This is a genomic window from Massilia scottii (assembly GCF_030846495.1).
Lineage (GTDB): Bacteria > Pseudomonadota > Gammaproteobacteria > Burkholderiales > Burkholderiaceae_D > Telluria_A > Telluria_A violaceinigra.
The window spans coordinates 160454-175778 of sequence record NZ_JAVCWM010000015.1; the positions used below are offsets into that span (position 1 = coordinate 160454).

Annotated in this window: 12 protein-coding genes; 4 read left to right on the top strand and 8 right to left on the bottom strand. The window is 66.0% G+C overall.

The window, feature by feature from the left end:
• The first annotated feature begins 3 nt into the window (after positions 1-3).
• On the top strand, positions 4-705 hold the full coding sequence (locus tag RBA41_RS21250) for an energy transducer TonB (RefSeq protein WP_306626245.1): 702 nt from the start codon (positions 4-6) through the stop codon (positions 703-705).
• A 105-nt stretch (positions 706-810) separates the two neighbouring features.
• On the top strand, positions 811-1287 hold the full coding sequence (gene bfr / locus RBA41_RS21255) for a bacterioferritin (protein ID WP_306626246.1): 477 nt from the start codon (positions 811-813) through the stop codon (positions 1285-1287).
• 48 nt (positions 1288-1335) lie between these two features.
• Here the strand turns inward: bfr and RBA41_RS21260 are convergent, their stop codons facing one another.
• The 7 genes from RBA41_RS21260 to RBA41_RS21290 form a co-directional block, all read right to left on the bottom strand.
• Positions 1336-2259, bottom strand: coding sequence for a PfkB family carbohydrate kinase (locus RBA41_RS21260; RefSeq protein ID WP_306626247.1), 924 nt, complete (start codon positions 2257-2259; stop codon positions 1336-1338).
• A gap of 37 nt (positions 2260-2296) precedes the next feature.
• Positions 2297-3652 (bottom strand): MFS transporter, encoded by a 1356-nt coding sequence (locus tag RBA41_RS21265; protein WP_306626248.1) that lies wholly within the window; start codon positions 3650-3652, stop codon positions 2297-2299.
• A 17-nt stretch (positions 3653-3669) separates the two neighbouring features.
• Complete coding sequence (locus tag RBA41_RS21270; RefSeq protein WP_306626249.1) at positions 3670-4608, bottom strand: PfkB family carbohydrate kinase; 939 nt, start codon at positions 4606-4608, stop codon at positions 3670-3672.
• A 43-nt stretch (positions 4609-4651) separates the two neighbouring features.
• Positions 4652-6499, bottom strand: a complete 1848-nt coding sequence (locus tag RBA41_RS21275; RefSeq protein ID WP_306626250.1) for an alpha-amylase family glycosyl hydrolase — start codon at positions 6497-6499, stop codon at positions 4652-4654.
• A 58-nt stretch (positions 6500-6557) separates the two neighbouring features.
• Positions 6558-8840 carry a TonB-dependent receptor domain-containing protein gene (locus RBA41_RS21280; protein WP_306626251.1) on the bottom strand — a complete coding sequence of 761 codons (2283 nt, stop codon included), beginning with the start codon at positions 8838-8840 and terminating at the stop codon, positions 6558-6560.
• A gap of 204 nt (positions 8841-9044) precedes the next feature.
• A complete protein-coding gene (locus RBA41_RS21285; protein ID WP_306626252.1) occupies positions 9045-10094 on the bottom strand; it encodes a LacI family DNA-binding transcriptional regulator in 1050 nt (349 codons plus the stop codon).
• 15 nt (positions 10095-10109) lie between these two features.
• Positions 10110-10718 (bottom strand): glutathione S-transferase family protein, encoded by a 609-nt coding sequence (locus RBA41_RS21290; RefSeq protein WP_306626253.1) that lies wholly within the window; start codon positions 10716-10718, stop codon positions 10110-10112.
• Positions 10719-10895: 177 nt separating this feature from the next.
• Here RBA41_RS21290 and purB point away from each other — a divergent pair, with 177 nt between their 5' ends.
• Complete coding sequence (gene purB / locus RBA41_RS21295; protein ID WP_306626254.1) at positions 10896-12275, top strand: adenylosuccinate lyase; 1380 nt, start codon at positions 10896-10898, stop codon at positions 12273-12275.
• 151 nt (positions 12276-12426) lie between these two features.
• Positions 12427-13011 (top strand): glycine zipper 2TM domain-containing protein, encoded by a 585-nt coding sequence (locus tag RBA41_RS21300; RefSeq protein ID WP_306626255.1) that lies wholly within the window; start codon positions 12427-12429, stop codon positions 13009-13011.
• Positions 13012-13256: 245 nt separating this feature from the next.
• On the opposite strand, the gene RBA41_RS21305 is transcribed toward RBA41_RS21300, so the two are convergent.
• Entirely contained in the window at positions 13257-15185 is a 1929-nt protein-coding gene (locus tag RBA41_RS21305; RefSeq protein WP_306626256.1) for a TOL_0244 family TonB-dependent receptor, read from the bottom strand.
• Positions 15186-15325: the final 140 nt, after the last annotated feature.

Genomic DNA, 15325 nt, shown 5'->3' on the forward strand with positions numbered 1-15325 from the left:
CCTATGAGCGCAATGACCTTTTCCACCGAACCCGGCATGGGCGATCCCACTGCCGTGGTGGCGAAGCTGCGCGCCAAGTTCGGCCCCATCGCCGCCGTGGTCGCCATTCACGCCGTGCTGTTCTACCTGATTTCGAGCGGGCTGCTGCACCGCATGGTCGACGTCGCGATTCCGCGCGCGGTGATGGTGACCTTTGTCGCCCCGCCGCCGCCGCCCAAGCCGGCCACGCCCGCCGCACCGAAAACCGTGTCGGTCGCCAAGGTACGTCCGCCGCCGCCGGTCATCGTACCGCCGACGCCGGTGGTGCAGGTCGCAGTCCAGAACACCATTACCGCCTCGCCGCCTTCGGCCCCTGCCGTGAGCGAAGCGCCAGCCGCGCCGGTGGCCGTGGCGGCGCCGCCGGCCCCGCCGGCACCCGGCCCGAAAACGATCACCTCGGGCGTCGAATATATCCAGCCGCCGCAGCCGGTGTACCCGACCATGTCCAAGCGTATGGGCGAACAGGGCAAGGTCGTGCTGCTGATCCTGGTCAATGAAAAAGGCATGCCCGACCAGGTCAAGGTGCAGAGCTCATCCGGTTCCTCACGCCTCGACGAAGCCGGCCGCCAGGCAGCCCTGCGCGCCGTGTTCAAGCCGCACGTGGAAGATGGCCGTCCGGTCCCGGTCTACGTGATCGTCCCGCTGACCTTCCAGCTCGCCAGCTGATCGGTGCGGGAGCAACAAAACGAAGGCTCCGCGAGGGGCTTTTCGTCGTTGGGACGCATTTTTTGTTATGATGGACATACTCTCCATCATTAAAGAAAGCCTCCCATGAAGGGCGACAAGAACATCATCCGGCTGCTCAACGCACAGCTGACCAACGAGCTGTCCGCGATCAACCAGTACTTCCTGCATGCGCGCATGTACCGCCACTGGGGTCTGGAAAAGCTGGCCAAGAAAGAATACGAAGAATCGATCGGCGAGATGAAGCACGCCGACAAGCTGATCGACCGCATCCTGATGCTCGACGGCTTGCCGAACCTGCAAGCGCTGCACAAGCTGCTGATCGGCGAATCGACCCAGGAAATGATCGAATGCGACCTGAAACTGGAGCAAGCGGCGCATGCCACGGTCAAGGAAGGCATCGCCGCTTCCGAACTGGCCGGCGACTACGTCACGCGCGACCTGTTCCTGATGATCCTGGAAGACACCGAAGAGCACATCGACTGGCTCGAAACGCAGCTGGACCTGATCGTCAAGGTCGGCATCCAGAACTACCTGCAAAGCCAGATGGGCGAGCACGCGTAATCAGGTAGCGCGGGGGCGACGGTTTTTAGGGTAGTGGTTCGCGCTCCCTCAACCGGCGCGCCAGCGCGCCACCCACTTGTCGTAGAAGGCAAGACTCCTCGGTACCGCACCGGGGATCGCGCATACCGCGCCGGCGAACTCGTTGGCGCGCGCCAGCGTCGTGCCAAGTTCCCAGCCGCGCACGCGGCCCAGCAAAAACATCGCCGAAAACGCATCGCCCGCCCCCACCGTATCGATCACGAACGGCGGCAGCGGATTGTCGCGATGGACCAGCACCGTGCCGTCGGCGCCGAAGTACACCGAGCCGCGGTGTCCCAGGGTGACGATCAGCGCTTCCAGTGCGAACAGCTGCACCAGCAGCGCGCAGGCGGCGCGTACCTCGTCGCCTTCCAGCGGCGGCGAGGATGGATGGATATCGACGTACCACGCAAACAGCGACTGCAGCTCTTCCTCGTTGACCTTGGCGATATCGGCCGCGTGCAGCGAGTGGAACACGCAGCGCTCGTCGAACTGGCCTTCGCGCAGGTTCAGGTCGAGGTAGCGCGTGGCGTTGCCGGCGTCGAGCAGTGCATACAGCGTGTCGCGCGAGCGCGCACAGCGCTGCGCCAGGGTGCCGAAATAGATCGCCGAGGCCTGCACCGACGCCATCGCGGCCAGCGCCTGTTCGGGATTGATGTAATCGTAGGCCTGGCCCGGCAGGATCACGAAGCGGTGACCGCGCACATGGCGCTCGACCGCCACGCGCCCGGTTTCTTCCATCTGATCGAGCTGCAGGCCGGCGTCGGACATGGCGAAGCGCTCGAACTCGGCGCGCACCACGGCGCCGTTACGGTCGTTGCCGATGCGCGTGATCGCCAGCTGCGGCGACATGAACGCCGCCAGGTGGCGCGCCACGTTGAACGGCGCGCCGCCCACCACCTGTTCGCTCGAAAAGTCGTCGACCAGGGCCTCGCCATACACCACGGTTGTCATACTCTGCATTCCTTGCGCATTGCGGCGCCCGGAACGCCTATGGCTTCGAGCCAGCGAGCGCGGACGGCGCGGGCGGCGCATCGGCGCGCCGCGGTTGATCGACCTTTACGCGCAGCACAGCTGCCGCCGCGCACAGCATGAGGGCGCCGGCCAGCATTATAACGTTCTCGGGATTGCCGCCAAGCCAACTGCGGTAGTACAGCGGCAGCGTGGCAATCTGGATGATCATCGGGATCACGATGAACATGTTAAAGATGCCCATGTAGACGCCGGTGCGCTCCGGCGGAATGCTCCCGGCCAGCATGATGTACGGGTTGCCCATGATGCTGGCCCAGGCCAGGCCGATACCCACCATCGGTATCAGCAGCAGCGCGGGCGAGCGGATCTGCGGAATCGCCAGCATGCCGATGCCGGCCAGCGCCAGGCACAGGCAATGCATGGCCTTCGGTCCGTGGCGGCGCGTGTACGGCACCAGCGCAAAGGCGCCGACAAAGGCAACGAAGTTATAGAACGCGCCGATCTGGCCATTGAGCAGCCCGGCGTCGCGAAAGCCCTGCGAGGCCGGATCGGTGGTGCCGTAGAGGGTGGTGGCCAGCGACAGCGTGATATATTGCCAGTAGCAGAACATCGCGTACCACTGGAACAGCTTGACCAGCGCCAGCTGCTTCATCGTCGGCGGCATCTCGCGCATCGCGCTGCCGATCTCGCGCAGGGTGTGCCTGAAGCCCTGCGGCTGGGCGCGGATCGCCGCCACCTCGCGCGCGCTCAGGGGATGCTCCCTGGTGGTCTTCAGTGTCCACAGCACCGACGTGATCGACAACACCGCGCCGATCAAAAAGGCGGCGATGACGATGTGCGGGATCTGGCTGGCGTTGACGGCATCCTTGTTCATCCCCGCCAGCACCAGCAGCGACGGCGTGAGGTAGGCCAGGGTCTGCCCCAGTCCCGTGAACGCGCTCTGGGTCATGAAGCCGAGCGAATGCTGCGCGGGATCGAGCTTGTCGCTCACAAAAGCGCGGTACGGCTCCATCGTCACGTTGTTGGCCGCGTCGAGGATCCACAGCAGGCTGGCGGCCATCCACAGGGTGGGACTGAACGGCATGAACAGCAGGCCGATGCTGCACAGGATCGCGCCGAGCAGGAAGTACGGCGTGCGCCGCCCCCAGCGAGTGACGGTGCGGTCGCTCATGGCGCCCACGATGGGCTGGACGATCAGGCCCGTCACCGGGCCGGCCAGCCACAGGTAGGGCAGGCTGGCCTCGTCGGCGCCGAGGTAGTTGTAGATCGGGCTCATGCTGCTTTGCTGCAGGCCGAAGCTGAACTGGATGCCGAAAAATCCGACATTCATGTTCACGATCTGCCAGAACGACAAGGTGGGTTTGGTGGTCGACATGGTGCTCTTTCGTGGGGTCAGTCGGCAGGCCAGCGCGCGATGTAGGGCGCGTAAAAGGTGCGCTCGGCCGGCACCGCGCCGGGGATGGCGCAGACGGCGCCGGCAAACTCGTTGGCGCGCGCCAGCGTGAGCTCGAGCGGCCAGCCGCGCTCGCGCCCCAGCAAAAAGAGCGCCGAAAAGGCGTCGCCGGCGCCGACCGTGTCGACCATGCGCGCCGGCTTGACGGTATCGGCATGGACCAGGGTGGCGCCGCCGGCGCCGAAGTACACCGAGCCGCGCGGCCCGAGCGTGACGATCAGGGCTTCGAGCGAGAAGATGCGGATCAAGGCCGCGCAGGCGCCGCGCACGCTGCTGCTGCCCATGTCGCCGGTGTCGTGGCGCGTGTGGGTGTACCAGCTGAACAGGTCTTGCAGCTCCTCTTCGTTGACCTTGACGATGTCGGCTTCGTGCAGCGACTCGAACACGCAGCGCTCGCTGACCTGGCCTTCGCGCACATTCAGGTCCAGGTAGCGCAATGCGTCGCAGGAGCGCAGCAGCGCGCGCAGCGCCCCGCGCGAGGTCGGGTGGCGCTGCGCCAGCGTGCCGAAATAGATGGTCGATGGCGTGCGCGCGCCGGCAGCGGCCAGCGTGGCGGCGCTGTCGATGCGGTCGTAGGCCTGGTCGGGCAAGATGGTGAAACGATGACCGTCAGCGCCACGTTCGACCAGCACGCGTCCGGTCGGCTCGGTGGCGTCGAACTGCAAGCCCTGCTGCGCCAGGCCGAACCGCTCGAACTGCGCGCGCAGCAGCACGCCGGCCGGGTCGTCGCCGATGCGCGTGACCATCAACGGCGCGCTGCCGAACGCCGCCAGGTTGCGCGCCACGTTGAAGGGCGCGCCGCCCACTACCTGCTCGGTAAGAAAATCGTCGACCAGCGCCTCTCCGAACACCACGATCGGTCCTGTCACCATATCCATGTCTGCGGTCTTCCTTCAACTTGATCCATCGTTAATAAGCATATTACGCCGGGCGTTCCAGCCACAGCATGTCCCACGGCGCCAGCGCGATGGCGTCGCCCGCGCCCGGCCACTGCCCCGCGCCGATGGCGGACAGGCTGAACGAGAGCGGCTGCGCTGAAAAATTCGACAGGCTCAGAAAACGCTCGCCGCGCGTGAGCGCCAGCAAGGCGGGGTAGGGCGTCTCGAGCAGCGCGCGCGGCGCACCGGCGGCCAGCATCGGCAAGCCGCGCCGCCGTTCGAGCAGCGCGCACAAGGCGCCGAACACTCGCCCGGCCGGACTCGATCGATCGTGGCGCTGCGCGTAACGCAGCTGGTCGAACGGTGCGCGCTGCACCCAGCGCGTGTCGGGCGCGCGCCCGGCGTGGCCGAGATACGTGTGATCGTTTTCCATGCCCAGCTCATCGCCCATGTACAGCATCGGCAAGCCGCCGAAAGCCAGCGCCAGGCCATGCAGCAGCATCAGACGCCGCAGCGCATATGCCTCCTGCTCCGGGCCGCAGGCCGTCTCCAGGCCCGCCAGCGCGGCGGCGCTGCCGTTGGTGCCATGCACGGCGCGCCCGGCGCTGGTCTGGAACGCCACGCCGGCCGCGAAGCTGGCGCTGTCGCCGCCCCCGTAAAAATCGGCGATGGCGGCCAGCCGCGGCGCGCCCGCCTCGGCGCGCAGCACGTTCCAGCCGATGTCGTCGTGGCAGCGCACATAGGTCAGCCAGCTGGCGGCCGGCGGCAGCGCCGGGGTGGCGGCGGCAACGGCGCGCAGCAGGCCGGCGTCCTGTTCGGCCAGCGCGGCCCAGCCGGCCGCCATCAGGGTGCTGTGGTAGGCCAGGTGGCACTCGCGCGCCGCGCCGCCCGCATCGCCGAAGTAGGCGGGCAGCTCGCGCGTGGGCACGATGGCTTCGGCCTTGAGCAGCACGCCGGGCGCGGCGATCTCCACGATCGCGCGCAGCACCTGCAGCAGTTGGTGCGCCTCCGGCTGGTTCATGCAGTCGCTGCCCTCGCGCTTCCACAGGAAGGCGGTCGAATCGAGCCGGAACACCTCCACGCCGCGGTTGGCAAGGCGCAGCAGGCTCTGGACCATCGCCGACAGCACGTGCGGATTGGCGTAGTTCAGGTCCCACTGGAAGGGATAGAACGTGGTCCAGACCCAGCCCTGCATCGCATCGACCCAGGTGAAGTTGCCGGGCGCCGCCTCGGGGAAGATCTGGCCCACCGTCTGTTCGTAGCGGTCCGGCTGTTCGCGGTCGGGGAAGACATGGAAGTAGTCGCGCAGCGCCGCGTCGCCCTCTTTGGCGCCGAGCGCCCACGCATGATCGTCGGCCACGTGATTGAGCACCAGGTCGGAGCACAGGCTGATCCCGGCGTCGCGCAGCGCCGCCGTCAGGGCCAGCAGGTCGGCCCCGGTGCCGAGGGCGGGATCGACATCGTCGAAGCTGGCCACGGCGAAGCCGCCGTCGCTGTCGCCGGCGCGCGGGCGCAGGAAAGGCAGCAGGTGCAGGTAAGTCACACCCATCTCGCGCAGGTGCGCGATGCGCCCGATAACGCCGCGCAGGCTGCCGCCGAACTGCTGCACGTAGGCGCTGTAGCCGAGCATGTGCTGGCCGGCGAACCAGGCCGGATCGGCGGCGCGCCGGGCGTCGAGCGCCAGCAGTTCGGGCGAACGCGCGCCGTGCAGCGCGCCGACGGCGCCCATCAGGTCCGCGTACCACGCGTGAAAATCGGCGCGCTGGCCGTACAGCCGCTGCAGGCGGTCCAGCAGTACCGGTTCGTGCCGGGCGTAGCGCTGCGCCGCCTGCTCGCGCAGGTGAAGAGGCAGCGCGTCGAGCATGCGCTGCTGTGGTGAGAAAGTGGTCATGGTGGCCAAAAAAAAAGCCGCGGCCGGCGCAGGGTGGACGCGCCGGCCGCGGCGGGGCTTAGAATGCGTACCTGATGCTGGCCTTGATCGCACGGCCGCTGATCGAACGGGCGGCATGGCCGTCGCCTTCGACTTCGGTGTAGCCGGTCTTGTTGAACAGGTTGTTCGCGCTCAGCGCGAGCTGGGTACGCTCGCCCAACTGGTAATTGAAGAAGCCATGCACGACCGCGTAGGCCGGCATGATGATGGTGTGGACGTCGTCGGCCCACGATTTTCCGGTGCCGATCACGCTCACGCCGACGCTGGCGTCCCCCATGACGTAGCTCGGCGTGAGCTGGTACACCACCTTGGCCTGGCGCCGCGGGGTATTGCCGATGACGGCTTCGCCGCCGGGCGCGGTGGCGGTGATCTTGGCATGGGTGTAGGTCAGGCCGCCGGCCACGCGCAAGGCGCCGCCGTTGTAGGCCGCTTCCAGCTCGACGCCCTTGGCGTCGTAGCTGTTGGCGGTGCTGCGCTGCGTCGTCGCCTCGTAGTTCGATTCGCGCGTCCTGGCCTGGAAGACGGTGGCGAAGGTGCTGATGCCGCCCTTGCGCCATTTGACGCCGCCTTCGAGCTGCTTGACCGTGTTGATGCTGACCGGCGCGCTGCCGTCCAGCGGAGAGCCGAACAGGATGCGGTCGGCATTGAAGGCGACGCCGTCGCTGGCGCGCGCGAACACGGCCAGGCCGGTGGCCAGCTTGTAGTTGCCGCCCACCGAATACGAGGTGCGCGCGACGTCATAGTCGACCTGCTGGGCCGTGGCCGGGTCGTAGCGCGTGGCGCCGGTGGCGATGTTGGCGCTGCCGCTGGCGCTTTGCATGTCGCGCCGCAGGCTGGCATCGACATTGAGTGCGCCGCGCTCGAGGCCCAGGTTCACGTAGGGAGAGGTCAGCTTGTACTGCATGTCGACGGCGCGCGAACAGCAGGCGCCGAACGCCGGTCCGACCAGGCCGGGCGTGGCGCTGGCGGTGCGCAGCAGTGCCGGCTGGTCGCCGCTGGCCTGCATCAGGTACTCGTTGAAGTTCCAGGTCAGCCCGAGGTTTTGCACCGACAGGTACAGGCCGGCCGTGGCGGTCAGCCTGGCGCCCTGGCCCAACGTGAAGGTCTTCGACAGCCGGGTGTCGTTGAACACGGCGCCGGCGTCGTCGATCGAGGTATTGAATACCACCGCGGAAAAGGCACGGCCGCTGTACGCCTTGCCGGCATGCGGCCCGGTGGCGAAGGTGTACTCGCCGATGCTGCCGTTATTGCCCGCGAAGACACCGATAAAGCGGCCCGTGTTGTCCGACCAGCGCAGGTTCTCGTTCACGCTCCAGCCGTCGCCCAGCCTGAGCTGCGCTTCGATCCCGATGGCGGTGCTCTTGACCGCCAGGCCATCGTTCACATCGCTCGCTACCTGGCCGTTGTCCTTGGCGAGCGTGACGTCGCGCACCCAGTGCGGCGAATAGAAGCTCGCGTCGCGCGGGTCGATGCCGGGGATCGCGGAGATGACCTTGCCGCTCACCTGGACCGGCACCGGCAGGCCGGCCGGCGTCTTGTCGTTCAGGTGCTTGAACGAGAGCCGGACGAAACCCTGATCCATCTCATGGGTGACGTTGGCGCGGATCTGGCCGCCCTGCTCGCTGTTCATGCCGGTCTTGCGGATCCCTTCGCCGTACCGGTAAAAGCCGCCCACGAAGAAGCGCGTCTTGTCCGACAAGGGCGCGCCGTAGTCGAAGTCGACCCGCGTGGTGTCGTAATCGAGGCCCTTGGTCAGGCCGACGCTGCCGCCCTTCTCCACCCCGGTCTTGCTGATGAAATTGATGATGCCGCCCGGCGCGTTGCTGGCCAGGGTCGATGCGGAGCCGCCGCGCACCACTTCCAGGTGATCGAGGCTGCCATCGATCTTGACGTAGCTGTCGGGCGTGATGAAGTTGAAGTCGCCCGATTGCAGCACCGGCAAGCCGTCTTCCTGGATCTGCACGTAGCGCGCACCGCCGGCCGAGACCGGCACGCCGCGCACCGAAATGTTGGCATTGCCTTCGCCGCCGGACGACTCCGAGCGCACGCCGGGGATCGAGCGCAGCACGTCGGCGGCGCTGGTGGGTGCGGTCTTGAGGACGGCGTCGAGCTCCATCGTGCTCACCGAGACGCTCGACTTCATTTTCGACGCGCCGCCGCTGGTGCCGGTGACGACGACGCGCTCCATGTTCAGGCCATCGGCGGCGGGCGCCTCGGCGGACGGGGTTTGCTGGGCGGCGGCGCCGATGTGAAGCAGCGCGATGGACACGGCCGTGGCCATGCGGGTGGTCTGGATTGTCATAGTCTCCTCCGGTAGGGGGTGCGCCGTCGAGCGGCGCTTATTGGTGTGTGCGAGCAGATTATGACTCAGGCAATTTTTTAATGCAATCGATTGCATAACAATACATTTCGCGCCAATGAGGCTTTTTTTCCACAAAATCGCGGAAAAATGCAATCGGTTACATGTTGTTAGAGCGGCGCTTGAAAAGTGTCTCGAACCGGGATATCAGGTGGACGTCGCGCGGACGATCAGCTCGGTCGGCAACTGCAGCGAGCCCGCCGGCTTGCTCTCGACGAGCGCCAGCAGCGCCCCCACCAGCGCCTGTCCGGCGGCGCGGATCGGCTGGCGGATCGTGGTCAGCGGTGGATGGAAGTAGGTGGACAGTTCGATGTCATCGTAACCGACCACCGCGACGTCGTCGGGCACCTGCTTGCCGAGCGCGCGCAGGGTGTTAATCGCGGTCATGGCCAGCAAGTCGCTGCAGGCGAACACCGCATCGTAGGGCACGGCGCGGCGCTCGATCTCGCGCACCGCCTGCTCGCCGCCTTCCGGCAGGAACGACACCGACACCCGCAGTTGCGGCTCGAGCGGCAGGCCATGCCTGGCCAGTGCGTTGCAATAGCCGCTGTAGCGCTGCGCGACTTCAGGCAGGTTGATATCGCCGAAAAACGCGATGCGCTTGCGGCCCGCCGCGATCAGGTGTTCGGTGGCCAGCATGCCGCCGCTGACGTTGTCGCCGCCGACCGTGGTGTAGAGCTGCTGCGGCAGTTGCGCGCCCCACACGACGATCGGCACGTGGCGCGCCGCCAGCTGGTTAAGCTGGTCGTGATGGCGCCACTGGCCGATCAGGATAATGCCGATCACGCGCCCGGTATCGAAAGGCATGGCGGCCGCGTCGAGCTGCTCGGCGTCCACGCGCGAGAGCAGCATGTCGAAACCGCGCTCGGTCAGCGCATCGGCCAGGCTGCCGAGCATGCTCAGGAAAAACGGATCGGACAAATGCTGGCGCGTCGCCGAATCGTAGGGAACGACCACGCCGACCGTGCGGTTCTGCTTGAGCCGCAGGTTCTGCGCGCCGATATTGATGGTGTACTTGAGAGAACTGGCCAGCTCAAGGATGCGGGTGCGGGTTTCCTCGTTGACCAGCGGGCTGCGGTTGAGCGCGCGCGAGACGGTCGCTTTCGACACGCCGGCAAGGCGCGCGATGTCGGCCATCTGCAAACGCTTTTGCGCGGCGCTGCCTGCAGCGTCGTCGTCCGGTGGAGAAGTACCCATTGCCCCGCAGTGCGTTTAGAACGGCACCGTGTCTTTGAACGATGGGCGCTCGGAGAGCTTGTCGAACAGCTTGGCCAGGTTGGGGTAGTCGGTGCGCCAGTCGATCTCGGGGAAGCGGAAGGCGATCCAGCCGAGCGCGCAGCCGACGGCGACGTCGGCCAGGGTGTAATGGTTGCCCTTGCAGAAAGGCGACTCGCCCAGGTTGGCCGACAGGACGGCCAGGCCCGCATGCACCTTGCCCATCTGGCGTTCGATCCAGGCGGCGCTCTGCTGCTCTTCCGGGCGCAGGGTTTTTTCCAGGCGCACCAGGACGGCGGCGTCGAGCACGCCATCGGCCAGCGCTTCCCAGACCTTGATGTCGGAGCGGTCGCGCCCGTTCGGCGGGAGCAGCTTGCACACCGGCGTGAGCGTGTCGATGTACTCGACAATGACGCGCGAATCGTACATCGAGCTGCCATCTTCCATGATCAGGCACGGCACCTTGCCCAGCGGATTGGACAGATGAATCCGGGTTTCGGCCGTCCAGACGTTTTCGAGTTCGAGATCATAGTCGAGCTTTTTCTCGGCCATGACGACACGAACCTTGCGGACAAACGGACTGGCGGTGGAACCGATGAGTTTCATAGATGCTTAGAGTGAACGATTGACCGACAGTATAGCATCGCGCCCGGCGTGCGATGGCCCCCAAACAGTGGGCCGGACGCGCTTGCAACATAGGCTTGACAAGGCCGCCGGTGGTAAAATGTCGGTCTTTGCAGCAATGCACACAGCTCATCCATTCCTCCATAAGCGCCCTCTCCCATGACCTCTACCGCTCCTTACTCCACGCTGTCGGCCCTGTCCCCGCTGGATGGCCGCTACGCCGCCAAGACCGACAAACTGCGTCCGATCCTGTCCGAAGCCGGCTTCATGCACCACCGCGTCAAGGTGGAGATTTCCTGGCTGCAGGCGCTGTCGCAAGCCGGCTTCGCCGAGATCAAGCCGTTCTCGGCCGAGGCGACGGCACTGCTCGACAAGATGGCGAGCGATTTCACGGAAAACGACGCGGCGCGCATCAAGGCGATCGAAGCGGTCACCAACCATGACGTCAAGGCGGTCGAGTACTGGCTCAAGGAACAGGTCAAGGATGTGCCGGAACTGGTCGCGGCAACCGAATTCATCCACTTTGCATGCACCTCGGAAGACATCAACAATACCTCGCACGGGATGATGCTCAAGGCCGCGCGCGACGGCGTGATGCTGCCGGCGCTGCAGGGCCTGGTCAGCAAGCTGACCCAGATCGCGCATGCCAACGCCGAGCTGCCGATGCTCTCGCGCACGCACGGCCAGACGGCCAGCCCGACCACCCTGGGCAAGGAAATGGCGAACGTGGTTGCGCGCCTGAAACGCGCGATCAAGCGCATTGCCGAGGTTGAAATCCTGGGCAAGATGAACGGCGCGGTCGGCAACTACAACGCCCACCTGTCGGCTTATCCAGATTTTGACTGGGAAACTTTCTCGAAGAACGTGATCGAGCAGCGCCTCGGCTTGACCTTCAATCCGTACACCATCCAGATCGAGCCGCACGATTACATGGCCGAGCTGTTCGATGCGATCGCGCGCACCAACACCATCCTGCTCGATCTGAACCGCGATATCTGGGCCTACATTTCGCTCGGTTACTTCAAGCAGACGACCAAGGCGGGCGAGATTGGTTCGTCGACCATGCCGCACAAGGTCAATCCGATCGACTTCGAAAATTCCGAAGGCAACCTGGGACTGGCCAATGCCGTCCTGAAGCACATGGCGGAAAAGCTGCCGGTCTCGCGCATGCAGCGCGACCTGACCGACTCGACCGTGCTGCGCAATATCGGCGTCGGCTTCGGCTATGCGCTGCTGGCGTACGACAGCTGCCTGCGCGGCCTGAACAAGCTGGAAGTGAACGCGGCGCGCCTGGAGCAGGATCTGGATGCGAACTGGGAAGTGCTGGCCGAGCCGGTGCAGACCGTGATGCGCCGCTATGGGATTGCCAACCCGTACGAGCAGCTCAAGGAACTGACGCGCGGCAAGGGCATTTCCAGGGAGGCGCTGCGCGAATTCGTGCTGACCCTGGCGATTCCGCAGGAAGCGAAGGACTTGTTGCTGGCCATGACGCCATCGAACTACGTGGGGATTGCGGCCAAGCTGGCCAAGGCCATTTAAGCCACTGTACGGCATTATCCGACTGAAAACGTCAACACGGGCCTGCGGGCCCGTTTTACATTCACTTACGACTGATACGGCTTAGGGGCTAGGTGGCGAAGGTGTCCTGCGTTAATCTTTTACTCAAGATCAAACGAACAGGAGCACTACCATGGAACAGATCAACACAGCCTCGCGTATCCACCCCTTGATGGCGGCAGCAGCGCTGTCGGTCATCGCGCTCAGCGTGGCGGGCACCGCGGCCATCACTGGCCTGCTTCCAAGCTCCAAGGCCGACACCAGCGCGGTGGCCACGGCGCCGCAGCAACTGACGGCACCCCAGGCGCTTGCAGCGCTGCCGTCCCCGGCTCTTGCGGCGCAGCCGGCCCCGACGGCGCAGCAACTGGCCGACGCACAAATGCTGGTGGCAAAGTATTCGCCGCAAGCTGCCCAGCCGCGGCCAGCCCCGGAAGAGGTGTACGAGAAGCCGGTCGTGAAGAAAGTGGTCCACACGCCGCGTCGCGCCCCGCAGCAAACCCGGGTTGCGCAGCACCAGGCGCCGAACTACCGCGCGCAGCCGGCGCAGCCCGCGCAGCAAGCCAGCCAGCCTAACTACGTGGGCATCGGTGCGGGAGCTGTCATCGGCGGCCTGCTCGGTAACCAGATTGGCGGCGGCCGGGGCAAAAAGCTTGCCACGGTAGCCGGTGCGATCGGCGGCGGCTTCCTGGGCAACGAAATCGCCAACCGCAACAAGTAAGTCGGCAGCGCGCGAAGGGCAACTACGTCATTGTCGCCAAGCGCACTGAGTTCAAAAAAGAACGTTAATGAAGATCCGTCATTTCTGGCACTGCCAGAAATGACTTCCCGCGCACGCAGGAACCTAAGTATTTAGCTGCAACCGCACGCCGCGAACTTGGGTTCCCGCCTGCGCGGGAACGACGGGCTCAAGTCAACGGTGCGAGTGATCGGCCGGCGCTGTGGCCGGCGGCGCCACTTTCTTTTTCAATTACGCCACACCAGCTTGAGCGCGATCTCGCGCGGCACTTCCGCGCGCGTGGCCAGCGGCCCGTACTCGGCGTGCGCGCCGTTCAGGTTATGCCCGGACAGCGACAGTTCCACATTGGGGCGCACGCGCCAGCCGAAACGCGCGTCCAGCGCGCGGTAGCCGGGCACCTTGTCGCTCTTGAGCGGCGCCACCTTGCGCACGGCCAACTCAAGCTCCTTGTTGCCGGACAGGGTGAAGGTGGAACGCAGCTGCGCTGTGTGCGACGGGTCGCGTCCGCTGGTAAGCGGCGCGGGCGCGTCGTTGCTGCCCGGCTTGAGCGAAAAGCGCTGGTGCAGCGCCGTCCAGCCCGCGTTCAGGCGCCAGTATGGCGTGGCCTGGTAGCTGCCCCACATTTCGATGCCGCTCGCCTTGCCTTCCATTTTGCTGTCGAAGGTCAGGAAGCCGCCCTGCACGTTGTATTCCTGGGTGCGCAAGTGGTCGTAGCGGTTGTGGAACGCGGTGGCCGAGTACGACAGTTGCGGCAGCGGCTGGCCGCGGTAGCCGAGCTCGAACACTTTCGCCACTTCGGAACGCACCTGCGGCCCGCCGCGCAGGAAATACGGGGCGTTGCCGGGAACGAAGGTGTCGGCGTCGAGCCGCGACGGCGCGCGCACCGTGCGCGAGGCGCCACCCCACAGCGCATGGTGCGGCGCGATCTGCCAGGCCAGGCGCAGGCTGGGAAGGAATTCCGCGCCGGTGTAGTCGTTGCGCTCGACCCGCGCGCCCAGGATCAGGCGCAGGTTCTCGCGCAAGGCGAGCTCATCCTGTGCGAACAGGCTCGACCAGCTCTGATTGACCTTGGCGGGCAAAAAGGCCACGGTCTTGCTGTTGGTTACCGCGTCCCACGTATGGCGGAAATTCGCGCCCCACACCAGTTGCCCGATACCGCTGGCAGGCAGGCTGTGCTGGAATTGCAGGTCGGCCACCTGGATGCGTTCGGCATACGTGGGCGGCACGTCGCGCTCGCTGTGGTCGATATAGCCCTGCAGCATCAGGCTGCCGCCGCCGGCCAGGGCATGGGTCCAGCGCGCCGTCAGGCTGGCGCCGGAAGAGCGGACCGTGCCCAGGTCGAGCTTGGTGCCGGTGGAGATCGCGCCCGGTTCCGGCTGGTCGAGCGCGCCGCGATAGGCGTTAGCGACCACGCTGAACAGGTTGGCGCCGCTGCCCCAGTCGCGCCGCATGCCGGCCTGCCACTGGTGGCGCGCATCGTTGACCGGCGCGCCGCTGGCCAGTTCCGTGTGGCCTTCCTTGACATAGCTGGCGTGCAGGCGCCAGTCGCCGCCCCCGCCCTGGCGCACCGCAACATGCTTGCCGCGCTGGCCGGCCTGCAGCGCCACCAGGCTGCCCTGGGTTGCGCTGGCGGCGCGCGTGGTGATGTTGACGACGCCGTTGACGGCGTTCACGCCCCACAAGGTGCCGCCAGGCCCGCTGATGACTTCGATCCGCTCTATGTCGTCGAGCATGACTTGCTGGGCATCCCAGGTCACGCCGGAAAAGAAGGGCGAATACACCGAGCGGCCGTCGATCAGCACCAGCAGTTTGTTGGGAACGGTATTGCGGCTGCCGTTAAAGCCGCGCGCGCTGATGGCGTAGCCGTAGCCGCTGCTCTGCGCCACCTGCAAATTTGGCGCCAGGCGCAGCGCTTCGGGCACGGTGGCCGCGCCCGAGCGGCGGATGTCGTCGGCCGTGATCACGAATACCGAGGCGGCGGCGGCGGCGAGGCGCTCGGGCTTCTTGGACACCGACGTGACCTGGATATTGGCCAGTTCCTCGATCGACATGTCGGCCATGGTGGCGGCCGCTACGGAGGATAGCTGCGCCGACGCCGGCAAGGCCAGCAACAGCAGCGGCCCGAATGCGGTCCAGCGCGAAAGAGTCGTAGTCATGACGTTCCAAGCTCAGCGATGCAGCGGTCGTTCCCAGGATCGATGACGAACTGGGTCTCAGGCAATTTTACAATATTCAACCCGCTGCACAGCCCGCGCACTATGGTAATCTGCCCCTCGCAAGCGGCGATGCTGTTTAT